Here is a 24,974-nt window from a genome sequence, read left to right on the forward strand (position 1 = left end):
CGCACATGTCAGTCTGTCATTTTTGGTTGCAAATATTGTTTAAATAACAACCAATAATGCGCGGGCTGACATATTTGTGTCACGCTTGTCATGCTAATGTAATAGGCGATGGTTTTCTAAAAAGAGGGCTCGTTTATGTTGTCACGATACATGGGAATGAGCGTTAAGAGTCAGGCTTATTTGTTTACGTTTGGCTTTGCTTTAACGTTACTTGGAATGTCTTTAACGGAAATGTGGTTACCCATGGTTGCTGGTGCAATCATTATGGCGGGTTTAAGCGTTGAGTCTTGGATTCGGGTATCTCACATCATTCCACTGCATAACGAAATTCGAGCGTTACAAAAACAAGTCAACAAACTGCAAGCAGAGTTACGCTCTGTAGAAAATCAAGACTAAACAAAAAGGCTGCCACGACATCAATTTATTATCCGAAATTGATGCTGTGGCAGCCTTAATTATTTCCATTCCCGCTTTTATTCCAAACCTTTTTTAATCAGATACTGGTACGGCAATTCGTCTGTTTTTGATGACAATAACTGGTGATCCATAAAGCGGCAGAAGCTTGGGATATCCCGTGTTGTTGACGGGTCATCTGCTTTTACCAGCAGCACTTCACCATCCTGCATAGTACGAATTGTCTTTCTGACCATCATTACAGGCTCAGGGCAGCGTAATCCTTCAGCTTCCAATACTTGGTCGACAATTATGTTATCGACGATCTCTGGGTTGAAACTCATAGTAAACCTAACAGATGTCACATTTAGGGCGTAGATAATACTGTTGGAGAAAAATTATTCAATAAACTCTTGGCAAATGAAACAATTTGGTTTAATTTAATTAACAAGTTGGTAACAAGTGAGCTGGAGGTTGTATGTTAACAGCATTAGATAGACTGACCATCTATTCGGTTCTGTGTTTTATCTCATTTTGCTCATTAGTTATTAAAACACCTGCTGAACCATCTATCATGCCCTTAGTTGGCGTGATTGCTTCAATCAGTGGAATCTGGCTTGAGATGCACTTGTGGCAAGGCTCATCTGAAGAACAGAAACATTAATTGTCATACTATGCTCTACGATATTCCGACACTATCCCCAGTTTTCTTGGGCTTCCCCGCTGAAAGGCGGGATTTTTTTTATTTATTGGTTAAACTCAGAGTATCGTTATAAACCAGAGTGTTATTGTGGAATTAGAAGATGTTTATCGTCGGGATTTAAACCTACTTATTGCTTTGCGAGTTCTGGTGGAAGAGCGCAGTGTAAGTCGTGCTGCCGAACGGCTGAGTTTAAGCCAGTCTGCAATGAGTCGAGTATTAGGACGGTTGCGTATCTTATTAGCTGATCCGTTGTTTACCCGCCAAGGGCAAAGCCTTATCCCAACCGAAAGAGCTTTAGCAATTAATTTATCGCTAGGGGAACCTTTAGAATCGCTGCGTCAGGTGCTTTCTCCTTTGGATTTTAAGCCAACCTCTTGTGATCATACCTTTACGATTGCAACTACCGACTATGCCATGCAAACCATTTTGCCATTTGCTCTGCCTCGAATTTATAAAGAGGCGCCGAATGTCTCCTTTGAGTTTTTGCCTCTTCAGCATGAACGACTGATGGATCAGCTCACTTATGATGGTGCAGATCTCGCTATTTGCCGTCCTATTCGTTCTATAGAACCGCTGCGACATGAGATTCTGGGAAGAGTGGGGGTGTTATGTTTGTTGTCCAAACAGCATCCTTTGGCCAATAGCACGATGAGTTTGCAAGATTATCTGCAGTTTCCTCATGCCATGATAGCGATTAGCGATGGAGTCAAAGCACTGATAGAGCAGGCTCTAGAAGACTGTCCTCCTCGCCATATGGTGTTGCGCGCTTATCACTTAGAAGCCGCATTAGCCATTATTGATATGATGCCTCTGATTATGACGGTTCCAGCAGATTTAGCTTATCTGGTTGCAGAGCGGTATGACTTAGTTGTTAAGCCATTGCCATTTCAATTCACCCCTTTTGACTACTCAATGATTTGGCATCCGAGGTGCGAACACTCTCCAGCACAAGAGTGGCTGAGAAGCATTGTTAAAGAGGAGTGTGGAAAGTTGATTGCGAAGCGTGTGGAAGATATGGGGTTAGAGTAAAAAGATAAGGCTCCGGAGAGCCTTATCTTTCAAACGTTTATAGTTTAATCACAACACGGCCAGTGACTTGACCATTAGTGATGTTTTCAGCGTATTCTGGTGCTTGATCAAGCGTAATTTCTGTACACGCTTGTTCGAAGTAACTTGCTGGTAGTAACTCAGCCAATTTTTCCCATGCAGCGATACGTTTTTCTAATGGGCAGCTTACTGAATCAACGCCTTGCAGACGTACATTACGTAGAATAAATGGCATCACTGTGGTTGGAAGGTCAAAGCCACCCGCAAGTCCACATGCAGCAACAGCACTGTTGTAATCCATTTGCGCTAACACTTTCGCTAAAACTTTACTGCCAACAGTATCAACGGCACCCGCCCAAACTTGCTTCTCTAGTGGGCGTGCTGGTTCTTCAAACTCATTGCGGTCGATAATTTGGCTAGCGCCTAATTTCTCAAGCAATGGACCGTTAGTTTCAACACGACCTGTAACAGCAGCAACTTTATAGCCCAATTGTGCCAGTAGAGTGACAGCAACAGAGCCAACACCACCGCTTGCACCAGTCACCAAAATTGGTCCGCTTTCTGGTTTTACTCCAGCATCAACGAGAGCTTGAACACACAACATTGCAGTGAAGCCAGCAGTACCAATCATCATGGCTTGTTTTGCTGAAAAACCTTGAGGAAGAGGAACTAACCAATCTGCTTTAAGGCGAGCTTTTTCTGCCATGCCGCCCCAGTGATTCTCTCCCACACCCCAGCCAGTCAGAACAACAGCATCGCCTTCTTTATAGCGAGAGTCTTCAGAGCTGATGACTTTACCCGCGAGATCAATACCCGGAACCATAGGGAAGTTGCGGATAATTTTTCCTTTACCTGTAATGGCAAGGCCATCTTTATAGTTCAGTGAAGAGTAATCAACAGCAACAAGCACTTCACCTTCCGGAAGTTGTGATTCATCAAGCTGTTCAATAGTCGCAATTGTTTGTTTTTCTTCTTGGTTTAGAGTCAGAGCTTGAAACATTTTGTTTCTCCACAAAGGTTATCGGGTTATTAAGAACAGTCTAGCGCTGATAGACTAATGAATTAAATGAAACTTTAGCATTAGATCTATGCGTTTTAGTCATGGTCTTTGTAAATAGTATTTTTGTAAAAACAGAGTATAGACCAAGCTTTTTAGTCGTTGAGACAAGGGGATATTTGATTTTTACTTTGTGAGTCCTTTCTCCGGAGCTATCGCTTATTTATGGAGAATGACTACATGGCATAAGCAATGCCTTGGTTAAAGAACTTCCAAATTGCAGAAAAAATCATCGCAAAAGATAAACAGGCTCTAACTATCATTAACAACTATTCTTTATGTTTGGAGTTGTTTAATAGATTTTTCTTATTGATTAAATCGGTTTAAAGAATGTGATCATATTTCAGGCTACTCATATACTCGTTGTTGAAATAACAAAGAGACATAAACCTATTTCGAAATAGAGAAAAATTAGCGTTTAGAGAATAGGTTTGGGTGTAAAAACGACAGACAGAACTTCGCTTTGAAAGGAGCATGCTCAATGGATAAGAAAGATAACAACTCAGCAGGAAAATGCCCAGTGATGCATGGTGGCATGACATCAACGGGCTCTTCGGTAATGGCTTGGTGGCCGAATGCTCTAAACTTGGACATCCTTCATCAGCACGATAAGAAAACTAACCCACTCGGTGAAGATTTTAATTACCGAGAAGAACTCAAGAAGCTTGATGTAGAAGCTTTGAAAAAAGACTTAACAGCATTAATGACAGACAGCCAAGAGTGGTGGCCAGCAGACTGGGGTCATTACGGCGGTTTGATGATTCGTATGGCATGGCACTCTGCGGGCAGCTACCGTACTGCGGATGGTCGCGGTGGCGCATCTACCGGCAACCAGCGTTTTGCTCCTCTCAACTCATGGCCAGATAACGCAAACTTAGATAAAGCGCGTCGTTTGCTATGGCCAATCAAGAGAAAATACGGCAACAAAATCAGTTGGGCTGACCTAATGATTCTGGCAGGTACCATCGCTTATGAATCAATGGGGTTGAAGACCTTTGGTTTTGCATTCGGTCGTGAAGACATCTGGCACCCAGAAAAAGACATTTACTGGGGTTCTGAAAAAGATTGGCTAGCGAAGAGTGGTGGTGAAGGTAGCCGTTATTCAGGTGAACGTGACCTAGAAAACCCGCTAGCAGCCGTAATGATGGGCTTAATTTATGTCAATCCAGAAGGTGTCGATGGTAGTCCTGACCCATTAAAAACTGCGGCTGACATGCGTGTGACGTTTGCTCGCATGGCGATGAATGACGAAGAAACCGTTGCCCTAACCGCTGGTGGTCATACTGTGGGTAAAGCTCACGGTAACGGCAAAGCTGAAAACTTAGGACCAGATCCAGAAGGTGCTGATGTTGAAGAGCAAGGTCTTGGCTGGAACAACCATAAGTCTCGTGGTATCGGTCGCGATACCGTGACCAGTGGTATCGAAGGTGCTTGGACAAGTCACCCAACACAATGGGACAACGGCTTCTTCAAAATGCTTTTAGAGCACGAATGGAAGTTAACGAAGAGCCCTGCAGGTGCATGGCAATATGAGCCAGTAGACATCGCAGAACAAGATAAACCTGTCGATGTTGAAGATCCGTCCATCCGTTACAACCCAATGATGACAGATGCGGACATGGCACTTAAAGTTGACCCAGAATACCGTAAGATTTCTGAGCGCTTCCACCAAGATCCAGCGTACTTTAACGAAGTGTTTGCTCGTGCTTGGTTCAAACTAACACACCGTGATTTAGGCCCGAAAACAAACTATGTCGGTCCAGATGTACCTGCAGAAGACTTGATTTGGCAAGACCCAATTCCAGCAGGCGTGACGGGTTACGATGTTGATGCAGTTAAAGCGAAAATTGCCGCAACTGACTTAACCGTTTCTGAGTTGGTTTCAACAGCATGGGATAGCGCCCGTACTTTCCGCAATTCAGACCTACGTGGTGGTGCGAACGGTGCTCGTATTCGCCTTGCGCCACAAAACGCTTGGGAAGGTAACGAGCCAGAGCGTTTAACAAGAGTGCTTACTGAACTGACGAAGATTGCACAAGAGTTCGCAATTAGCATTGCAGATACTATTGTACTTGCAGGTAACGTCGGTATCGAAAAAGCGGTTAAAGCCGCAGGTTACGATTTTGCAGTGCCTTTTGCTGCGGGTCGTGGTGATGCAACGGCAGAACAAACCGATGCTGAGTCATTCGATGTGCTTGAACCTGTCGCAGACGGTTTCCGTAACTGGCAGAAGAAGCACTACACAGTAACTCCTGAAGAGATGTTACTTGACCGTGCTCAACTGCTTGGTTTGACCGCTCCTGAGATGACAGTACTTATTGGTGGTATGCGTGTACTAGGGACTAACCATGGTGGTACTAAGCACGGCGTGTTTACTGACCGTGTAGGTACACTGACCAATGACTTCTTCGTTAACTTAACGGACATGGCATTCACTTGGAAACCGACAGGCCGTAATTCTTACGACATCTGTGACCGTAAGACTGGCGAGGCGAAGTTCACCGCAACTCGTGCTGATCTAGTGTTTGGTTCAAACTCTATCTTGCGCTCTTACGCAGAAGTGTATGCTCAAGACGACAACCAAGAGAAGTTCGTAAAAGACTTTATCGCAGCTTGGACTAAAGTGATGAACGCTGACCGTTTTGACCTTATTAAATAAGGATTGAAACGTTAAGTTCAGTAAAAGCTCTTACCACTGGTAGGAGCTTTTCTTTTTGTGACAACACTAAAACGAAGCAAAAAAGAAAAGCCATCGACGTTCGATGGCTTTCGTATTGAGGTGGTTATTTCGCTAAGAAGAAACGGTAAGACGGGTTGTCGGTTTCGTCCTTGCAGCGATAGCCCAGCTCAACCAGATGAGCAGAGAAACGTTCTAAATCCGCTTGTTCAAGCTCGAAACCACAGAGCACGCGACCATAGTCAGCGCCGTGGTTACGGTAATTAAACAGGCTGATATTCCAATGCGTACCAAGCGTACTTAAGAATTTAAGTAGTGCGCCCGGATATTCAGGGAATTCGAAGCTGTATAAACGCTCTTTCAATGGCTTTGATGGTTTACCACCAATCATATAGCGAGTGTGTAGTTTCGCCATTTCATCATCAGAGAGATCTTGAACAGGATAGCCGGAGTTACGCAATTCTTTGATGATCGATTGCAGTTCTTCCTGACCGCCCGCAAGACGAACACCGACGAAGATGTTTGCCAGCTCATCATCGCTATAACGATAGTTAAACTCAGTGACTGCACGGTTGCCGATAATTTGGCAGAACTTAAAGAACGCACCTTTTTGCTCTGGAATGGTGACCGCAAGTAAGCCTTCGCGTTTTTCACCCAATTCACAACGTTCAGAAACATAACGCAAACCATGGAAGTTGGTGTTAGCACCAGAAAGTACGGTCGCTAGTTTTTTATCTTTTAGTTGGTTTTTCTCGGCGAATCTTTTTAATCCGGCCAGCGCTAAAGCGCCAGAAGGTTCTGCAATTGCTCGAGTATCTTCAAAGATATCTTTCACTGCGGCACAGATTTCATCACTGGAAACTGTGATATGACCGTCCAGATATTTCTGACAGAGACGGAAAGTTTCATCACCAATACGTTTTACCGCAACACCGTCTGCAAACATGCTGACTTGGTCAAGCACTACGGGTTCACCAGCATCCAGAGCCGCTTTTAAACATGCTGAATCTTCAGGTTCTACCGCAATGACTTTGATTTCCGGCATCAGTTGTTTAACCAGTACCGCGACACCAGCCGCTAAACCGCCGCCGCCAACAGGAACAAAGATGTAATCAAGGTGACCGTTTTGTTGCAGCATCTCCATACCGATAGTGCCTTGACCTGCGATGACCAATGGGTGGTCAAAAGGTGGCACAAAGGTATAACCGTTTTCTACCGATAGGCGTTCCGCTTCTGCTTTCGCTTCGTCAAAGTTGCTACCGTGCAGAATTACATTGCCGCCAAAACTGCGAACCGCTTCAACTTTGATGTCTGGCGTTGTACGTGGCATAACAATGGTAGTTCTGATACCTAGCTTCGTTCCTGATAAAGCCATACCTTGAGCATGGTTACCCGCAGAGGCTGCGATAACACCTGCCGCTTTTTGCTCTTCAGTCAGATTCGCTACCATATTGTAAGCACCACGCAGTTTAAACGAGTGCACTGGCTGGCGGTCTTCACGCTTGATCTGCACTTGGTTACCGATACGCGTAGACAGACGTGGCATATCTTGAAGTGGGGTGACATTTGCCACTTCATAGACCGGAGCGCGAAGGACTTGGCGCAGATAATCTGCGCCAGTTTGTTGGGTTAAGGTCATAAAGCTAGCCCTCTAGCTTAGATTTATCTCGCACCGCACCTTTGTCAGCACTGGTTGCCATGCTGGCATAAGCTTTTAGTGCAAAAGAAACTTCACGTTGACGATCAACTGGCTTCCAACCACGTTTCTCTTGTTCAGCGCGACGCTCTGCCAGCTCTTGTTCTGATACTTGTAGAGAAATAGTACGATTTGGAATGTCGATTGAGATAGTGTCGCCTGCTTTTACCAGACCGATAGTGCCACCGTTCGCCGCTTCAGGAGAAACGTGACCAATAGACAGACCAGAAGTACCACCTGAGAAACGGCCGTCAGTTAATAACGCACACTCTTTACCAAGCCCCATAGATTTCAGGTAAGTGGTTGGGTAAAGCATCTCTTGCATGCCCGGACCACCTTTAGGACCTTCGTAACGGATAACGACCACGTCGCCAGATTTCACTTTGCCACCAAGAATGCCTTCAACCGCATCTTCCTGGCTTTCAAATACCACCGCTGGGCCTTCGAACTTAAGGATGCTCTCATCTACACCCGCAGTTTTAACGATACAGCCATCCAATGCGATGTTACCGCTAAGTACAGCTAGGCCACCGTCTTGGCTGAAAGCGTATTGTTTCTCACGAATACAACCATCTTTACGGTCAATGTCCAACGTGTCCCAACGGCAGTTTTGAGAGAAAGCTTTAGTAGTACGGATACCCGCAGGACCTGCACGGAAAAAGTCTTTTACCGCGTCCGAGCTGGTTTGCATCACGTCGTATTGGTTAAGTTGTTCTTCCATGGTTAAACCAAGAACCGTGTTGGTTTTACTATGCAGTAACCCTGCACGGTTTAATTCACCCAGAATACCCATTACGCCACCAGCGCGGTGAACGTCTTCCATGTGGTATTTCTGAGTTGATGGCGCCACTTTACACAGATGTGGAATTAAGCGAGACATGCGGTCGATATCGGTCATATCGAAGTCCACTTCACCTTCTTGAGCTGCAGCAAGCAAGTGAAGAACCGTGTTGGTTGAACCACCCATTGCGATATCTAACGCCATTGCGTTTTCGAACGCATCTTTGTTTGCAATATTGCGAGGCAGAGCAGTGACATCATCTTGCTCGTAGTAACGCTTCGTCAGTTCAACAATACGACGACCCGCATTGATGAAGAGTTCTTTACGGTCTGCGTGCGTTGCAAGCATAGAACCGTTGCCTGGTTGAGAAAGGCCTAAAGCTTCTGTCAGACAGTTCATCGAGTTTGCGGTGAACATACCTGAACAAGAACCACAAGTAGGACATGCAGAACGTTCTATCTGCTCACTTTGCGTGTCAGAGACTTTAGGATCAGCACCTTGCATCATGGCATCAACAAGATCTAGCTTGATGATCTGGTCAGAAAGCTTGGTTTTACCCGCTTCCATCGGACCACCAGAAACAAAAATCACCGGAATATTCAGGCGCATTGACGCCATGAGCATCCCCGGAGTGATTTTGTCACAGTTAGAAATACACACCATTGCATCCGCACAGTGTGCATTCACCATGTATTCTACGGAGTCTGCGATAAGTTCACGAGAAGGCAATGAGTAAAGCATGCCGCCGTGACCCATTGCGATACCATCATCAACTGCGATGGTGTTGAATTCTTTAGCGATGCCACCAGCAGCTTCAATTTCAGCTGCAACTAATTGACCTAAATCTTTTAGGTGAACGTGACCAGGAACGAACTGAGTGAACGAGTTCACAACGGCGATAATAGGTTTACCGAAATCTTCTTCTTTGACGCCAGTTGCACGCCAAAGTGCGCGTGCTCCAGCCATGTTGCGTCCATGTGTTGTGGTGGCCGAACGGTATTTAGGCATGTTGTGTTTCCTTACCTTATTTCTTTATAAATTAGTGGCTTAAGAACGAATGGCTCTAAGCGCAAATTTGTTGTTGTAAATTGTTGTTTGGCAGTTCGTCATTTCTGATGTTGGTTACATCAACCGTGCGAATATCCCATAATTTTTCAATTTGGTTCGTCAATGTCGTAATTGGTCTGTCGCTATCGACAATGATCTCTACACTGGCAACCTTACTTTCATGGTTTTGCGTCGCTGCTACTTGTTTAATGATGAAACCACGGTGGCGAATAACACGCAGAACACGCTCAAGTAGTACTGGTTTATCGTCTGCTTTGATGTCTAACAGATATCTTTGCATGGTGAGCCTCTCTTAAGTGTTCTCTAACATGTCATTGTTGGATGCGCCAGGTGGTACCAGCGGCCATACGTTTTCTTCTTCATCAATTAAGACATGAAGTAGGTAAGCGGTTTTGCTTTCAAGCATCTCTTTTAATGCGGGTTCAACTTCTTCTTTCTTAGTGATGGTTTTACCCGGAATATCGAACGCTTTTGCCAGCATGACGAAGTCTGGGTTGTCGTCTAGGATAGTTTCACTGTGGCGACCATCGAAGAATAGCGATTGCCATTGACGAACCATACCTAAACGTTGGTTGTTCAACAGTACCATCTTCACCGGAATTTTACGGCGTTTCAGGGTGCCAAGTTCTTGGACGTTCATCATGAATGAACCGTCACCAGACACCAGAATCGATTGGTCTTCTGGACGAGCGACAGCCGCGCCCATCGCCGCAGGTAAACCAAAGCCCATCGTGCCTAAACCCGCTGATGAGATGAAGTTTTGAGGCATACGTGGTTGAACATGCTGCGCCGCCCACATCTGGTGTTGACCTACATCGGTGGAGACAATTGAGCTATCTGGCATCATGTCAGACAGTTGCTTCAACAACAGTGGAGCATAAATAAGCTCGCCCGGATGGTCATAGCGCCACTTAAATCCACTGCGTAAGCTTTCACTGTGGTGAACCCAAGGTGCGATATCGTGGCTCAATTCTAGTTGAGGCAAGATAGCATTGATGTCACCACGCAACGCTGCGTTAGCTTTGCGTAGTTTGTTGAATTCCGCTGCATCAATATCAATGTGAATGACTTTTGCGTGTGGAGCAAAGGTATCCAGCTTGCCAGTCACACGGTCATCAAAACGAGCACCCACAACGATCAACAAATCGCTTTCCTGAACGACTAGGTTAGCGGCTTTGGTGCCGTGCATACCCAACATGCCAAGGTAGTGCGGATCGTGGCGCTCGATGGTACCCAAGCCTTTTAGCGTGCTCACTGAAGGCATAGGATTCAAGCGCAAGAAGTTACGTACACAGTCGGTAGCATGAGCCAGTTGAACACCACCGCCGACATACAAAACAGGACGTTTGCTTTCAGCCATCAGCTGTTGAGCTTTGACTAACTGCTGAGGGTCTACTTGAGGAATCGCTGGCGGTGTAAAACTCGGAAGAGAAGTCACTGGCGCTTGACCAAGCTGCACATCTTTAGCGATATCAACGATAACAGGACCTGGGCGGCCAGTTTTAGCTACTTCAAATGCTTCTGCAAGCGTTGGAGCAAGCTCATTAATATCGGTAACAAGGTAGCTGTGTTTGGTACAAGAGAGAGACATACCTATCACATCCATTTCTTGGAAAGCGTCAGTACCAATGTGAGAGCTGGCGACCTGACCTGTGATAGCAACGAGTGGAACGGAATCTAGAAAGGCATCGGCAAGGCCGGTTACAAGGTTAGTGGCTCCAGGGCCTGATGTTGCCATACATACTGCTACGTCTTGAGTTGCTCTGGCCATACCGATGGCAGCCATTGCAGCACCTTGTTCGTGGCGACACAGTATGTGTTCTACTCCGCCATCATACAAAGCATCATAGATGGGCATTATTGCGCCACCCGGATAACCAAAAACGGTCTTGATACCCTGTTGTTTTAAAGCGGCTACGACTAGTTGCGCTCCCGTCATCGTATGCCTCCGTTATTGCGACTTGAATCGCTGTGATTGTTTGTTGTGTTGTGTTTGCACGTCATGTGCGCTCCCATTCTTCCTGACATATCAGATCAGGTATTAATCAGTATGTGCTTTTTATTCTGTCTAAGTATAAAAGTTGTAAAAAAGCCCCCGAACTTTTCAGTGCGGGGGCTTTTTGAATCTTGGCAATTATTTTACGCCTGCAAGTCCCCGCGCGGTCTTAATAATGACCACGATAATCAGGGTAATCAGAGAGTTAAAGCGGGCGTTCAAATTCATTATTTGCTCTAAAAAATCGTTTTAATAGTATGCGCAATTGTTTGCGTCTCTAGTGGTAACATACATCTCCGTTACATGACAAGCAAAAACTCATTCTTTTTTCACATTCTAGTTTTGTGTTGCCACGATATATAACAATTGCCACTAGCCGATAGAAGGCTTGATTGGCTGCTGAGTGATTGTTAATCAAAGAATAAGGGAAAAAATGGGACTCGCGATTATTCATAGCCGAGCAAGTGTGGGGGTTGAAGCTCCTTCAGTGACAGTGGAAGTTCATATTAGTAATGGGATGCCGGGATTTACACTGGTGGGTTTGCCTGAAACCACTGTGAAGGAATCAAGAGACAGAGTGCGCAGTGCCATTATTAATTCTCAGTTTGTGTTTCCAGCCAAGAAAATTACTGTCAACTTAGCGCCAGCCGATCTACCTAAAGAGGGCGGAAGATTTGATTTGCCTATAGCGTTAGGTATTTTGGCTGCATCGAACCAAATTTCACAAACGAGTTTGGATAAACACGAGTTTATCGGTGAGCTTGCTCTGTCAGGTGAACTTCGTAGCGTGAAAGGCGTGTTACCAGCAGCGTTAGCGGCATCAAAGGGCAAGAGAAGTTTGGTTGTTCCGCATGGAAATGGTGATCAGGCTGCTCTCGTCGACAGTAATCTGCATAAATCGGCGCAAACGCTACTGGAAGTGTGTGCAGATCTTTGCGGACAGAAAACACTGAGCTTGTTTGAGAGTTCAAGCAAAGCGCCAAGCGTACGTATTGAAAGAGACTTGCAAGACATTATCGGCCAGCAGCAAGGTAAGCGGGCTTTAGAAATTGCAGCGGCGGGTAATCATAATCTGCTGTTTTTGGGGCCTCCCGGAACGGGCAAAACCATGCTGGCTTCACGCTTGTGTGACTTATTGCCGCCAATGACTGACGTTGAGGCGATGGAAACTGCCTCTGTCGCTTCTCTCACACAACAAGAGATCAACAGTCATAACTGGAAACAGCGGCCGTTTCGTTCGCCTCATCATTCAAGTTCAATGGCTGCTTTGGTCGGCGGAGGCTCTATTCCTCGTCCGGGGGAAATTTCTCTCGCCCACAATGGTTTGCTGTTTCTCGACGAGATGCCAGAATTTGAACGAAAAGTCTTAGACTCACTTCGAGAACCTTTGGAGTCTGGCGAAATCATCATTTCCCGCGTGCAAGGAAAAACTCGCTTTCCTGCTCGTTTTCAACTGGTGGGTGCGTTAAACCCAAGCCCGACTGGCTATCACGAGGGTGAGCAGGCTCGCGTCAATCCGCAGGTGATTTTACGTTATTTGAGTCGCTTGTCGGGCCCATTGCTCGACAGATTTGATATGTCGATAGAGATACCGGCTTTACCCAAAGGCACATTGTCTAATGGTGGTGACAGGGGAGAGCCTACGGCGACGGTCAAAGAGCGAGTGCTGCAAGCACGTGAAAAAATGTTAGAGCGAAGCGGAAAAGTGAATGCCTTGTTGCAGAGCCGAGAGATAGAGCAAGTTTGCCCTTTAACTAAGCCGGATGCAGAGTTTCTAGAAAATGCACTGCACCGTTTGGGGTTATCCGTTCGGGCATACCATCGCATCATTAAAGTGGCACGCACGATTGCTGATTTGCAGGGTGAGGGGCAGATAAATCGTTCTCATCTTGCGGAAGCGCTAGGTTACCGAGCGATGGACAGGTTACTTAAACAACTGACTTCGCAATCAATTTGTTAGTGGCTGCTTACTGATAAGCATACATTTATCAGTAATCTGACCATTGCCGAATGATATTTTAAAAAAATAACAAGCTTGTATAATTGGGCGCTTATTTTTTGCTCATTGAATTGAAGGTTCAGCGTTGTCTTATTTACTGCTCATTATCAATGCCTTACTCGTTATCGTTAATACGGCGATAAGCTCTCTTGTTATCTGTGCAATTGCGGTCATTAAAGTGCTGCTGCCTACCCCTAAACTGAAGGCGCGTGCTACACAGATGGCGGATAAAGCAATGTGGATGTGGGCGACGGTGAATGCTGGGTTGCTTGCTATTTCAAATCCTGTGCAGTGGGATATTGAAGGGGGCGAAGACTTAAAGAAAGATGGCTGGTACTTATTGATCAGTAATCATTTGAGCTGGACGGATATTGTCGTGCTGTGCTCGGTATTTAAGGATCGTATACCTATGCCTAAGTTCTTCTTAAAGCATCAGCTCCTGTATGTGCCTTTTGTTGGTATGGGGTGTTGGGCGCTTGATATGCCTTTTATGCGTCGTTATTCCCGAGAATACTTGCTTCGTCATCCGGAAAAGCGTGGTCAGGATTTGCAAACAACTCGCCGCTCATGTGAGAAGTTTAAATTCCATCCAACTACAGTAGTAAATTATGTTGAAGGTACTCGTTTTGATAATCATAAGCAGCAAGCGGTACGTTCCTCTTATCAGCACCTTCTACCGCCGAAATCTGGTGGTATGGCTTATACCTTAGCGGCGATGGGGGAGCAGTTTGAAAACATTATTGATGTCACCCTTGCATACCCCGACAATTTAGAAAAACCATTCCGAGACATGTTGATGGGGCGCATGAAAAGAGTCGTGGTACGTGTTCGGGTATTGCCTGTTGATGAGAATGTCTCCGGTGATTACTTCAATGACAAGCCTTACAAGCGTCAGTTTCAGCTGTGGCTGGGGGATGTGTGGCAATATAAAGATGAGATGTTGAAAGAGATTTATAAATCTTAATCAAAAAAGAAATAGGGAGCTTGTGCTCCCTATTTCTTATTTAATTTTTGTTGATCAAGAAGTTCACCAACTCGAAGTATTCATCCAATGTTTTGATACCTTGAGCCTGAACCAAGTAGTGGTTGTTTACCACAACAGAAGGAACACCGCTTAGGCCAGCTTCTTGGAACTGTTTATCAAAACGACGAACCATAGAATCGACAGCAAAGCCGTTAAATGCAGCATCGAACTTGCCGCCATCAATACCTTCATCAGTAAAGATCTGGCGAAGCTCTTGATCGTCTTTTGGTGGCTTACGTAAGTTGTGAATGCGGTTGAACATAACTGGAATCATTTTGTCTTCAACGCCAAGCGCAATCATCGTTGCGTAAGCTTTACTCATAGACTTACCCATGTTGCCGCCCATGAAAGATACGTGATTCTTTTGCAATTTCACGCCTTCTGGCAGCTTATCTTTAAGTTGAGCAATGATTGGCTCAAACTGATTACAGTGCGGGCAGTAAAATGAGAAATACTCTACTACGCTAGGTTTTGAAGAAGGTGTTAAGTCGAGCTCTTTGTAGTGCACTCCTTCCTGAAAGTCTGTTGCGTAAGCCGAAAGGCTAAACATCAGGGTTGCAACCAGTGCAAACAATTTTTTCATTACGGACTCCATTTTTCCTTTAAAGGCAATAAATTACCATTGTGGCATTAGTGAGAGCGCCGGCTCGTCTAATGCTGAGATTTGTTCTTTGAATGACAGCACTTGGCTTTCCCAATATTTAGGATCGTTGAACCAAGGAAAGGCGATTGGGAATGCTGGGTCGTCCCAACGTTTTGCCAACCAAGCCATGTAGTGCACCATTCGTAGACCACGAAGTGGCTCAATTAGTTTCAATTCCGAGACGTTAAAATCGCAAAACTCTTGGTAGCCTTCAAGCAAAATATCCAGTTGAACGAGCTTATCTTGTCGTTCACCATTGAGTAGCATCCATAAATCTTGCACCGCTGGACCATTACGAGCGTCATCAAGATCGACGAACATTGGACCGTCACGCCACAAAATATTGCCGGGATGACAGTCGCCATGGAGGCGAATGTTGGCATGTTTGCTTGACCATTGCTGCTCAATTCTTTTGATCAGCAAGTCTAAGTCATTAAAGAACACATTCTCCAAATGCATTGGAATACACTGAGAGTTTTGTAGCAACTCTCGTGGCTGGTACAGGTATTCTTCCAAGCTCAATGTCGGCCGATGTTGGAAGTTTTTTTCAGAGCCTATTTTATGAATGCGTCCTAAAAAGCGACCCACCCATTCCAGTTGTTCTTCGTTATCGACTTCAAATTGACGACCGCCGACACTGTTGAACAGTGCAAAGTCATAGCCTTGATAGTGATGGAGGCTCGCACCATTGATAACCAATGGTGGAACTAACGGGATCTCCGCTTCCGCTAATTCGAGAGCAAATTCATGTTCTTCTCGTATTTGGTCTGAAGTCCATCGCTCTGGACGGTAAAACTTCACGACGAAGCGCCGTTTGTCTTCATCCACAAATTGATACACACGGTTTTCATAGCTGTTAAGAGCAAGAAAGCCGGATTCTGCACGAATACCGATGCTCTCTAGTGCATACCACATGAGATCGGGGGTTAATGCGTCAAAGTGAAACGTTGCTTGAGTCATTGATTAAAAAGGGCTCATTACTGAGCCCTTTTCCTTTGATAATGATGAAGTTTACAGCTTCTTAATGAAGCGGCTTTCAACTTCCATCGTGAATTGGTTGGTATCGTCGCTGAGTATAAACTGAATTGTCGCAACAGGAGAACTTAAGCTATCCGGTTTGACACCTAAACTCATTGGTAGGTTGACCACTTCGCCCGGTTTCACCTGTACCGTTTGTTTACCATACCAAGTCACATCAGAGAGGCCAGAAACATCAAGTTTATAGTCTTGAGTTTGCTGAGTCTTGTTGATGACTTTAAGCGTGTAGGTGTTTTCCACTTCACCTGCGCTGTTGGTTCTAAATAACTGGTTACGATCGCGAATCACGCTCAGGCCTGCTGGGTCGACCGCGGCAATTTGAGCAACAAACAGACCACACATAATCAGTAATACTGCGCCATAACCAAGCAGTTTTGGACGCATAACTTTGGTGTGTTTACCGGATAGGCGATGTTCAGTAGTGTAGTTAATCAGTCCTTTCTCATAACCCATGCGTTCCATAGTCGTATCACAGGCATCGATACAGGCACCACAGTTGATACACTCATACTGTAAGCCATCACGAATATCGATACCGGTAGGGCACACTTGAACACACAAGTCACAGTCAATACAGTCACCCAGCCCTAGCGCTTTAGGATCGGCTTTGCGAGAGCGAGGTCCACGTTGTTCGCCGCGAGCGGTGTTGTAGCCAACAATGAAAGTGTCTTTATCAAACATGGCCGATTGGAAACGAGCGTAAGGACACATGTGAATACACATGATTGAACGCATCCAACCAGCATTACCATAAGTACAGATGGCAAAGAACAGAACCCAGAACACTGGCCAGAAAGTGGCGTTTAGGGTGAAAAAGTCGATAACTAGGTCGCGAATAGGCACGAAATAGCCAACAAAAGTGAAACCCGTAACTAACGCAATTGCAAACCAAGCAATATGTTTGAGCGTTTTGCGCATCGCCAGTTTGGCCGTCATCTTACCCGAATCTTGCTTGCGGCGTTTATTGGCGCTGCCTTCGAGTTTTTCTTCAAACCAGATGTACATAAAAGTCCATACAGTTTGCGGGCAGAGGTAACCACACCATACTCGTCCTAAGAATGTAGTGAGGAAGAACAGTCCGAATGCGGCAATCATAAACAGGAGTGCAAGTAAGGTTAAATCTTGCGGATAAAGTGTGGTGCCGAAAAAGTTGAACTGTTGATTACCCATATCCAATAGGATGGCTTGGCGATCACCGTAAGAGATCCAAGGAACCAATCCAAAAAGTAATAATAAGAACCAGCCACCGTAGCGACGCAGTTTCTGGTAAGTCCCTTTACTTTCTCGAACGTAAATTCCTTTACTCGGATTAAATCTGTCTCCTCCCTGACCTTTGTGGGTTTTGGGGTTAAAGACTTTGGGAGTCACATCTTTAATGTCTATTTTGTCCTGACTCATGGAATCTTCCTTTGGGCGTTTTGGTGCCGTTTCAAAAGTGGCGGCACTCTCTGACATTGCTTTCCCCTTCAGCACCGTGTGAGAAGGATGAGTATTGTTTTAATAAGTGGGCGATTATAACGCCATCAACATTTTTATTTCTTTAAGGCAATCAATCTTTAACAACAAAATGTGTATTTCTTTTCAGTTATCAATACAAATCAGTTACCAATACAAACTCGTTGCTAAAAAAGGTGATGACAAAAAAGAGCGACATAAAAGTCGCTCTTTTCGATGGGGTTCTTAATCTTTGATAACACCACGAGCACGAAGTAGCGCTGTTTTAAAATCGTCTTCGTAATCTTTTTTCAGTCCTGGGATGACTTCATCTTTTGCGCTGTTACGCATTTTAAGGTGATAGATGAGAACATCATCAGTGAGTTCTTCTAACGAACCTTTGTAGCCCGCTTCGGCTGCTAATTTGACGATGAACTGGATTAAGTTACATTCAGAATCTTTTTGCCATTCCGGCTCAAGTAACTCAAGCAACTCTTCAATACGGTGACACTTCATAGCTTTCTCCACAGTCTTTTAATGGTTTTAAGCTAAAGGTATCAAATGTAGGAAAAAGTAGAAAAGAAAAAAGCGCAGATTACTTTCTTATATAAGCAAATCGCCTATATAACCAAATAGCTCTGCGCTTTTCTATTAAGCAGCCTGTTCGACTTTTGTCTCTGGCGATGCAGTCAGTGCATTGGTCTCAACAAGAGTTTTTGCAGGTGCAAGCTTTTTCGCAACCGGAGCAGCAACGAAGCCACTACGACGACGCATTGCACTACGGTTTGTGTGCGAAAACCTGACAGTTGTTGGGCGCATTCATTTACCTAACAGTCAGGCATATCCATTGCCGATGTAATGGACCTAGGCAACTATGAGCTGCTCTTCTGGCACCGAAGTGTTTGAAGGATGGCTCCTTCTGGCAATCGCCAATCCACTTAAATTGTCTAGGAATAACGATATAAATCATATCGAAGTTAGATTAGCACCAAGTTTTCAATTGGTCGATAGTTAACCAGTCAATATGTTAAAAAAAATGAATTGGTTGTGTGAGGACTGCAATTGAGTTTTTAGTCATACGTTTTACTATGGAATGCGCTTTACTATGAATAGCGATTGAAGGAGGTGTGTATGTCGTTTCTCAAGAAAACCCTCGCAAGTTTTGGAATAGGTTCCGCGAAGGTGGATTCCGTTCTTCAACAAGAAGTACTTTATCCCGGTCAACCTGTGAAATTTACCGTTCACGTATATGGCGGTTCAAGTTCACAGGATATTGATAATATTGAATTAAAACTGTGCTGTCGCTATGTAGAAGAAGTCTTGGAAGACAGGTCCAAACAGCATGGTTCGCGTAAGCGTAAAGTTCATCGAACTTACGTTCTAGCGGATTGGTCGCTGCCGTATTCATTTACTATTCAGCCAGGCGAGACACGCGACTTTGATGTGTCGCTAGATGTACCTTGGAATACTCCTGTCACCATTGGCGATGCCAAAGTTTGGTTAGAGACTGGTCTCGATATTGCGATGGCGCTCGATCCGACCGATAAAGATATTTTGACCGTTCGTCCAGATCCTCTGATGGATGGCATTTTTTCTGAGTTGGAAGAGCAAGGGCTGCGTTTACGTCAGGTTGAATGTGAAGCTGCAAAAGGCTTTGCTCTGCCATTTGTACAAGAGTTTGAATTTGTGCCGACCACTGGGCCTTTCCATGGACGTTGGCGTGAGTTGGAAATTGTGGCTTATCGTGACCAGGACTCTTTGCAAATGTGGTTTGAAATTGACCGCTACCAAAGAGGGGCAACAGGCATGCTTGCAAGTCTGTTGGGGCTAGGAGAATTAAAACGTCAAATGACGATTACTAGCGGTGAATCGCCACAAGCGGCAGGGACAAAAGTGCTCGAATATCTGGATTCTCACTCATAGTGCCTTAACTAAAAATTAACATTTCTAGCTTACAGTTGTAAGCTGAATGTGTCATACTCTGCCTACTGTCCTGTTCTATGTGGGTGTGCTATGTCAGTGAGTGAATACAGTGTGAAAGAAGAAATAGCCAATGCGATTAGTCATGGCATTGGTTTGATATTGGGTATTGTGGGTTTGATTTTATTGCTGGTAAAAGCGGTAAACCATAGTGCAGATGCCCTGACTATTGCCAGTATGAGCGTTTATGGTGGCAGTATGATCGCACTGTTTCTTGCTTCGACGCTTTACCACGCGGTTCCTCATCAAAGAGCGAAACATTGGTTAAAAATCTTCGACCACTGTGCCATTTACTTATTGATCGCGGGTAGCTATACCCCTTTCCTGCTCGTAGGCTTACGCACTCCGCTGGCTTTTGGTTTGATGATAGTGATCTGGTCGATTGCTCTGCTGGGTATCATCATGAAAATCGCTTTTGTGTATCGATTTAAGCGTTTTTCGCTGATTTCATATCTCGCAATGGGTTGGTTATCTCTGGTGGTGATTTACCAGCTCGCTTTGAATCTGGATGTGGGCGGATTAACGCTATTGGCGGCGGGTGGCGTGGTTTATTCACTGGGTGTGATTTTCTACGTAGCGAAGCGCATCCCATATAACCATGCAATTTGGCATGGCTTTGTTCTAGCGGGTTGCGCTTGCCACTTCTTGGCGATCTACCTGTACGTAAATCCGATTTAGCGGGTTTCTAGGTTTGAAACCGTCGCAATAAGCTGATAGCCCTCTGCTTTCGGCACTTCAATTTCTATCACTCTGCCTTCTGCGGCTGTCTTTGGTCGCAGATAGGTTTCCGCCAGACGTTTTATCGATTGCCAAACAACCGTTTCTTGCTCTGCGAGCTTTTTCCCCTGGCTGTCCAAAAGCTCAATCTTAAGTTGAACATTGATTACCGATAGCGAACTTTGATTGGTGATAGCGGTTGGTAAAACAACCTTGCCATTTTGATAACTGGCGGCACCAATAACAATATCCACACCGGAGTCAGACAGTTGCAATGTCGGCTTGCCTCTCTCAAGTGTGAGCGTTGTTCCGCGTTGTGAAGAGACAATGGGCGCAGCTACAGTAAGAGTCGTGTCTTGATTGGTGTTTTCAGGCTGAACATATCGCCAAGTAAAATCATCATTGAGCTGAACTTTACGTCCATCCTGTAGTTCGATGACTTGGCTAGCTGATGCATTAGCAGTGATGGCAATTAAAGCAATCGCCAGTGTGCTAGGAATACATTTCATGATTATCGTCTCCAGAATGCTGGGAAGAACAGCACCAGTATGGTCAAAATCTCTAAGCGCCCCATCAACATTCCAAAACTTAGCACCCATTTTGCCGCATCAGGAAGTGGTGCAAAGTTACCTGTCGGACCAATAACGGTGCCCATTCCCGGTCCGACGTTTGCTACAGCGGTGATCGACCCTGAAATGCTCGTCACAGGATCCAGTCCCATTGCGGATAAACACCCTGCAATTAAAATGATGGTGATGGCAAAGGTAAGACCGAAAGCAACCACTGAGCGGACTATATCTTCATTCACAGGGCGTTGGTTATAACGTTGAACGAAAACCCCATTTGGGTGAATCAGCCTCATCATCTGATTTTTCAGTAAGGCAAAGCAGATTTGGAAACGGAAGATTTTAATACCACCCGCGGTCGAACCTGAACATGCTCCTACCATCATGATAAAACCAAACAGTGTGGTGGGAAGTGCGCCCCAAGTGGTGAAGTCATCAAGGCCATAACCTGTAGTCGTGACCACGGAAACAATGTTGAACATGGATATGCGCAGAGCGTCCAGCATTGAGTAGCCATTATTAAGGTTGAGCCATGCCGCAACAACTAAGCTTGCAACAATAAACAGCAAGAAGAACCCTTGAACCTGTGCGTCCTTCAGCAGCACCATAGGACTACGTTTTCTCAAGGTAGCAACAAACAGCAGGAATGGTAGACCGCCTAGGAACATAAACAGAGTTGCAATCCAATGTGCACCATTAGAGAAGTGATTCATCGAGCTGTCAGAGGTTGAGTAACCACCCGTAGACAATGTGGTGAATGCATGGTTGATGGCATCAAATAAGCCCATTCCGGTTAGCATGTAGCCCATAATGCACAGCAGGGTTAGCACTAAGTAGACCGCGACAATGTTCTTCGCAACGGTCTTGGCTCGTGGACTACTTTTATCAGACCAATCAGAAGATTCCGTCTGGAACAGCTTCATACCACCCACGTTGAGCATTGGCAGTACCGCAACAGCCATAACGATAAAGCCAACACCACCGAGCCATTGCAAAATCGAACGCCATAACAGAATGCTTAGTGCCATATTATCAAGTCCACTGAGAACCGTGGAACCTGTGGTAGTTAAACCAGACATGGTTTCAAAGTAGGCATCGGTAAAGCTGATATGGTTGATGAAGACAAATGGCAGTGCCGCGAACGCACTGGCAATGGTCCACACTAAACTGGTGATAAGAAACATGTCCCGCACGCTGAGACGAAAATCGGATGTTCGGCCTATGGTCAAACAGATGAAAGCCACAACGTGCGTGATGATAACTGCTTGTGCGAAGTCGAGGAATCCGCCTGTACCTGTTACGAAGGCAACTATGGTTGGCACATACATAAACAGGGCTAGTTTTGAGAGAACTAACCCTACGACAAACAAAATGGGGCGTAGATTCAGCATAGTGACGCCAATAACCTATAAGAAGAAAGGACTTGGCTGGAACAAAGCTTCGACGTCCGGCACGTATTTCTTGTTCACAAGGAACATAACCACGTGGTCATCCTGCTCAATAACCGTACGGTCATGGGCAATCAAAACTTCTTCTCCACGCACAATCGCACCAATAGTGGTACCCGGCGGAAGCTTGATATCACCTACTGCACGGCCAACAACTTTAGAGGTTGTTTCATCACCATGTGCGATGGCTTCAATCGCTTCTGCTGCACCACGACGCAGTGAGGATACGTTTACAATATCTGCGCGGCGAACGTGGGTAAGCAGCGCGGAAATAGTGGCTTGTTGTGGCGAAATCGCCACATCAATTACACCACCCTGAACGAGATCGACGTATGCGCCACGCTGGATCAGTACCATTACCTTTTTCGCACCAAGGCGTTTTGCCAGCATCGCTGACATAATGTTGGTTTCATCTTCGTTGGTTAACGCGATGAACACATCCACTTGGTCGATGTTCTCTTCGGTCAGTAGTTCTTGGTCTGCGGCATCGCCACAGAAAACGATACTGTTTTCTAACTCTTCTGAGAGCTGTTCTGCTCGGTTGTAGTTACGTTCAATCAGCTTAACGCTATAAGTGTGTTCAAGGCGTTTCGCTAGGCTGGAACCAATGTTACCACCACCAACAATCATTATTCGGCGGTAGGGCTTTTCTAAACGCTGCAGCTCACTCATGACTGAGCGAATATGGTTGCTTGCTGCGACGAAGAACACTTCGTCATCCGCTTCAATAATCGTAGTGCCTTGAGGTCGGATAGGTCGACCTTGACGGAAGATAGCCGCAACACGGGTATCGATGTGAGGCATGTGTTCGCGTAGTGCTGACAGCGCGTTCCCCACTAGCGGGCCGCCGTAATAGGCTTTTACTGCTACTAGGCTGACTTTTTCGTCTGCAAAGCTAACAACTTGCAATGCGCCCGGGTATTGAACCAAGCGTTCGATGTAGCTTGTCACCAGTTCTTCAGGTGCAATTAGGTGATCGACGGGTACTGCGCCTGACTGGAATAACGCTTCTTTTTCAGCAAGATATTGAGGTGAACGAATACGGGCAATTCGGTTCGGGGTGTTAAACAGAGTAAAAGCGACTTGGCAGGCTGCCATATTGGTTTCATCGGTATTGGTTACCGCAACCAGCATATCCGCATCTTGTGCGCCTGCTTCTCTCAGTACGTCAGGGTGACTGGCATGGCCATTCACAACGCGTAAATCATATTTATCTTGCAGTTCTCTTAGGCGGTCACCGTTTTTATCAACAACAGTAATGTCGTTGTTTTCGCCCACCAAGTTTTCGGCGAGTGTTCCGCCAACTTGCCCTGCACCAAGAATGATGATTTTCATACCTGTTCTCTTATTATCTACTAATATCAAAGGCAGCCTCAGGCTGCCTTTGATTCAATAACTTACGCGTTTTTAACCATAACTGCGTAGTAGAAGCCATCCATATCTTGCTCGCCAGGAAGAATTTGACGACCTGGTTGCTCTGGATCTGAACCAATCAGTTGCGCGTCAGCTGTACGCGCTAAAAAGTCTTTAACCTGCAGGACGTTCTCCTGAGGGGTAATTGAGCATGTTGCGTAAACTAACGTACCACCAGGCTTCAATTGTTGCCACATTACCTGCAAAATTTCACTTTGCAGCTCGGCTAATGCATCAATGTCGTTCGCGCGACGTAACCATTTAATGTCTGGGTGACGACGAATGACACCTGTCGCTGAACATGGCGCATCGAGCAAAATACGATCAAATTGTCCGCCTTGCCACCACTGTTGCGGATAACGTGCATCACCACAAATAACATCGGCCTTCAGATTTAAACGTTCTAGGTTGTCGTGCACTCGATTCAGTCGTGTCGCATCGCTATCAAGCGCAACCACTTCTGTATCTTCGGTATGTTCCAGAATATGCGCAGTTTTACCACCCGGCGCCGCACAACAGTCTAGAATCAGCTCACCTTCTTTTGGTTGAAGGTAATCAATCGCTAACTGAGCTGCTGCATCTTGCACCGATACCCAACCTTTTTCAAAACCCGGAAGCAAGGTGACATCACACGGTGTGGTCAGTTTGATTGCATCCGCCGCTTCTGGATGAAGGGTGTATTCAATCTCAGCTTCATCCAGCAGGATCTGGTACTCATCTCGAGTATGATGCTGGCGGTTCACACGCAACCACATTGGAGCTTTGCTGTTGTTCGCTTCTACGATCGCTTCCCATTGCTCTGGGTAGCTCTCTTGCAGCATTTTAAGAATCCAGTTTGGGTGACCATATTTGCCTGCGTTGTGACTAACGGCGAACTGGTCTAGCTCTTCTTGGTTGCGCAGATAATTACGTAATACAGCGTTAATGAGTCCACTCAGGTTTTCACCACGCAGAGTTTTTGTACCTTCCACTGTGTCAGCAACCGCGGCGTGAGAAGGAATGCGCATGAAGCCTAATTGGTAGAGCCCGACCAGAATCAGGTGGTGGAAAACGCGCTTTTTGCCCTTGAGAGGATTCTCCATCAGCTCATTGGCAATAGACTCTAAACGAGGAAGATAACGTAGAGCGCCGTAGCAAATCTCTTGCAACAGAGCATGATCTCTTGGGCGAATGGTTTTTTGAGCTGCTGGAAGAGCGTGAGAAAGTGAATGACCTTTGTCGACCACTTGGAAAAGGACGTTAGCAGCTGCTGCGCGAACATTCATGGTGAAACCCTTAAAATTCAATAGGGACA

General features: G+C 45.5%; 23 protein-coding genes. 8 read left to right on the top strand and 15 right to left on the bottom strand.

The genetic code is table 11. The features are described 5' to 3' along the window. The first annotated feature begins 135 nt into the window (after window positions 1-135). On the top strand, window positions 136-396 hold the full coding sequence (locus HUO09_RS20680; RefSeq protein ID WP_167413521.1) for a hypothetical protein: 261 nt from the start codon (window positions 136-138) through the stop codon (window positions 394-396). 77 nt (window positions 397-473) lie between these two features. Here HUO09_RS20680 and tusA read toward each other — a convergent pair whose 3' ends face one another. Next, window positions 474-737 (bottom strand): sulfurtransferase TusA, encoded by a 264-nt coding sequence (tusA, locus tag HUO09_RS20685; RefSeq protein ID WP_167413520.1) that lies wholly within the window; start codon window positions 735-737, stop codon window positions 474-476. Window positions 738-871: 134 nt separating this feature from the next. Here tusA and HUO09_RS20690 point away from each other — a divergent pair, with 134 nt between their 5' ends. Both HUO09_RS20690 and HUO09_RS20695 read left to right on the top strand, forming a co-directional pair. Continuing rightward, window positions 872-1,057 (top strand): hypothetical protein, encoded by a 186-nt coding sequence (locus tag HUO09_RS20690; RefSeq protein WP_167413519.1) that lies wholly within the window; start codon window positions 872-874, stop codon window positions 1,055-1,057. A 126-nt stretch (window positions 1,058-1,183) separates the two neighbouring features. Continuing rightward, a complete protein-coding gene (locus HUO09_RS20695; RefSeq protein ID WP_188235184.1) occupies window positions 1,184-2,125 on the top strand; it encodes a LysR family transcriptional regulator in 942 nt (313 codons plus the stop codon). Between the two features lie 37 nt (window positions 2,126-2,162). Here HUO09_RS20695 and HUO09_RS20700 read toward each other — a convergent pair whose 3' ends face one another. Then, entirely contained in the window at window positions 2,163-3,143 is a 981-nt protein-coding gene (locus tag HUO09_RS20700; RefSeq protein ID WP_167413517.1) for an MDR family oxidoreductase, read from the bottom strand. Window positions 3,144-3,681: 538 nt separating this feature from the next. Here HUO09_RS20700 and katG point away from each other — a divergent pair. Continuing rightward, window positions 3,682-5,859 (top strand): catalase/peroxidase HPI, encoded by a 2,178-nt coding sequence (gene katG / locus HUO09_RS20705; protein WP_188235185.1) that lies wholly within the window; start codon window positions 3,682-3,684, stop codon window positions 5,857-5,859. A gap of 124 nt (window positions 5,860-5,983) precedes the next feature. On the opposite strand, the gene ilvA is transcribed toward katG, so the two are convergent. From ilvA to ilvG, 4 genes are read right to left on the bottom strand one after another with little or no spacing between them, the layout of a single operon-like run. Beyond that, window positions 5,984-7,516, bottom strand: coding sequence for a threonine ammonia-lyase, biosynthetic (gene ilvA / locus HUO09_RS20710; RefSeq protein WP_167413515.1), 1,533 nt, complete (start codon window positions 7,514-7,516; stop codon window positions 5,984-5,986). 4 nt (window positions 7,517-7,520) lie between these two features. Beyond that, entirely contained in the window at window positions 7,521-9,362 is a 1,842-nt protein-coding gene (gene ilvD / locus HUO09_RS20715; protein WP_188235186.1) for a dihydroxy-acid dehydratase, read from the bottom strand. Window positions 9,363-9,417: 55 nt separating this feature from the next. After that, complete coding sequence (gene ilvM / locus HUO09_RS20720) at window positions 9,418-9,702, bottom strand: acetolactate synthase 2 small subunit (protein ID WP_167413513.1); 285 nt, start codon at window positions 9,700-9,702, stop codon at window positions 9,418-9,420. 12 nt (window positions 9,703-9,714) lie between these two features. After that, window positions 9,715-11,361 carry an acetolactate synthase 2 catalytic subunit gene (gene ilvG / locus HUO09_RS20725; RefSeq protein WP_188235187.1) on the bottom strand — a complete coding sequence of 549 codons (1,647 nt, stop codon included), beginning with the start codon at window positions 11,359-11,361 and terminating at the stop codon, window positions 9,715-9,717. Between the two features lie 490 nt (window positions 11,362-11,851). Between ilvG and HUO09_RS20730 the strand changes: the two genes are divergently transcribed. Both HUO09_RS20730 and HUO09_RS20735 read left to right on the top strand, forming a co-directional pair. Then, window positions 11,852-13,378 (top strand): YifB family Mg chelatase-like AAA ATPase, encoded by a 1,527-nt coding sequence (locus HUO09_RS20730; protein ID WP_188235188.1) that lies wholly within the window; start codon window positions 11,852-11,854, stop codon window positions 13,376-13,378. Window positions 13,379-13,502: 124 nt separating this feature from the next. Next, window positions 13,503-14,381 (top strand): acyltransferase, encoded by an 879-nt coding sequence (locus tag HUO09_RS20735; RefSeq protein ID WP_188235189.1) that lies wholly within the window; start codon window positions 13,503-13,505, stop codon window positions 14,379-14,381. A gap of 40 nt (window positions 14,382-14,421) precedes the next feature. On the opposite strand, the gene HUO09_RS20740 is transcribed toward HUO09_RS20735, so the two are convergent. The 5 genes from HUO09_RS20740 to HUO09_RS20760 all read right to left on the bottom strand — a co-directional run bounded on the left by HUO09_RS20740 (window position 14,422) and on the right by HUO09_RS20760 (window position 18,375). Then, window positions 14,422-15,024: a thiol:disulfide interchange protein DsbA/DsbL gene (locus HUO09_RS20740; protein ID WP_188235190.1), complete on the bottom strand. Its 603-nt coding sequence runs from the start codon at window positions 15,022-15,024 to the stop codon at window positions 14,422-14,424. Window positions 15,025-15,057: 33 nt separating this feature from the next. Then, window positions 15,058-16,044, bottom strand: coding sequence for a serine/threonine protein kinase (locus HUO09_RS20745; RefSeq protein ID WP_167413028.1), 987 nt, complete (start codon window positions 16,042-16,044; stop codon window positions 15,058-15,060). A 51-nt stretch (window positions 16,045-16,095) separates the two neighbouring features. Next, entirely contained in the window at window positions 16,096-17,520 is a 1,425-nt protein-coding gene (gene ccoG, locus HUO09_RS20750) for a cytochrome c oxidase accessory protein CcoG (protein ID WP_188235200.1), read from the bottom strand. A 282-nt stretch (window positions 17,521-17,802) separates the two neighbouring features. Beyond that, window positions 17,803-18,072 carry a YihD family protein gene (locus HUO09_RS20755; protein WP_188235191.1) on the bottom strand — a complete coding sequence of 90 codons (270 nt, stop codon included), beginning with the start codon at window positions 18,070-18,072 and terminating at the stop codon, window positions 17,803-17,805. A gap of 135 nt (window positions 18,073-18,207) precedes the next feature. After that, window positions 18,208-18,375 (bottom strand): hypothetical protein, encoded by a 168-nt coding sequence (locus tag HUO09_RS20760; protein WP_102955528.1) that lies wholly within the window; start codon window positions 18,373-18,375, stop codon window positions 18,208-18,210. 312 nt (window positions 18,376-18,687) lie between these two features. Here HUO09_RS20760 and HUO09_RS20765 point away from each other — a divergent pair, with 312 nt between their 5' ends. Together HUO09_RS20765 and HUO09_RS20770 are read left to right on the top strand one after the other, a co-directional pair. Beyond that, window positions 18,688-19,479 carry a sporulation protein gene (locus HUO09_RS20765; RefSeq protein ID WP_188235192.1) on the top strand — a complete coding sequence of 264 codons (792 nt, stop codon included), beginning with the start codon at window positions 18,688-18,690 and terminating at the stop codon, window positions 19,477-19,479. A 90-nt stretch (window positions 19,480-19,569) separates the two neighbouring features. After that, complete coding sequence (locus tag HUO09_RS20770) at window positions 19,570-20,214, top strand: hemolysin III family protein (protein WP_167413025.1); 645 nt, start codon at window positions 19,570-19,572, stop codon at window positions 20,212-20,214. Here the strand turns inward: HUO09_RS20770 and HUO09_RS20775 are convergent. The 4 genes from HUO09_RS20775 to rsmB form a co-directional block, all read right to left on the bottom strand. Beyond that, the gene (locus tag HUO09_RS20775; protein WP_188235193.1) at window positions 20,211-20,762 is read right to left on the bottom strand and encodes a DUF3157 family protein; all 552 of its coding nucleotides are present in this window, start codon (window positions 20,760-20,762) and stop codon (window positions 20,211-20,213) included. The two genes, HUO09_RS20770 and HUO09_RS20775, sit on opposite strands and share 4 nt — an antisense overlap. 2 nt (window positions 20,763-20,764) lie before the next feature. After that, window positions 20,765-22,210, bottom strand: coding sequence for a TrkH family potassium uptake protein (locus HUO09_RS20780; protein WP_188235194.1), 1,446 nt, complete (start codon window positions 22,208-22,210; stop codon window positions 20,765-20,767). A 15-nt stretch (window positions 22,211-22,225) separates the two neighbouring features. Further along, window positions 22,226-23,602 carry a Trk system potassium transporter TrkA gene (gene trkA / locus HUO09_RS20785; RefSeq protein WP_167413022.1) on the bottom strand — a complete coding sequence of 459 codons (1,377 nt, stop codon included), beginning with the start codon at window positions 23,600-23,602 and terminating at the stop codon, window positions 22,226-22,228. A gap of 62 nt (window positions 23,603-23,664) precedes the next feature. After that, on the bottom strand, window positions 23,665-24,945 hold the full coding sequence (gene rsmB, locus HUO09_RS20790; RefSeq protein WP_167413031.1) for a 16S rRNA (cytosine(967)-C(5))-methyltransferase RsmB: 1,281 nt from the start codon (window positions 24,943-24,945) through the stop codon (window positions 23,665-23,667). Window positions 24,946-24,974: the final 29 nt, after the last annotated feature.

The sequence above is a fragment of the Vibrio sp. Y2-5 genome, from assembly GCF_014596725.1.
In the GTDB taxonomy this organism is placed as follows: Bacteria; Pseudomonadota; Gammaproteobacteria; order Enterobacterales; family Vibrionaceae; genus Vibrio.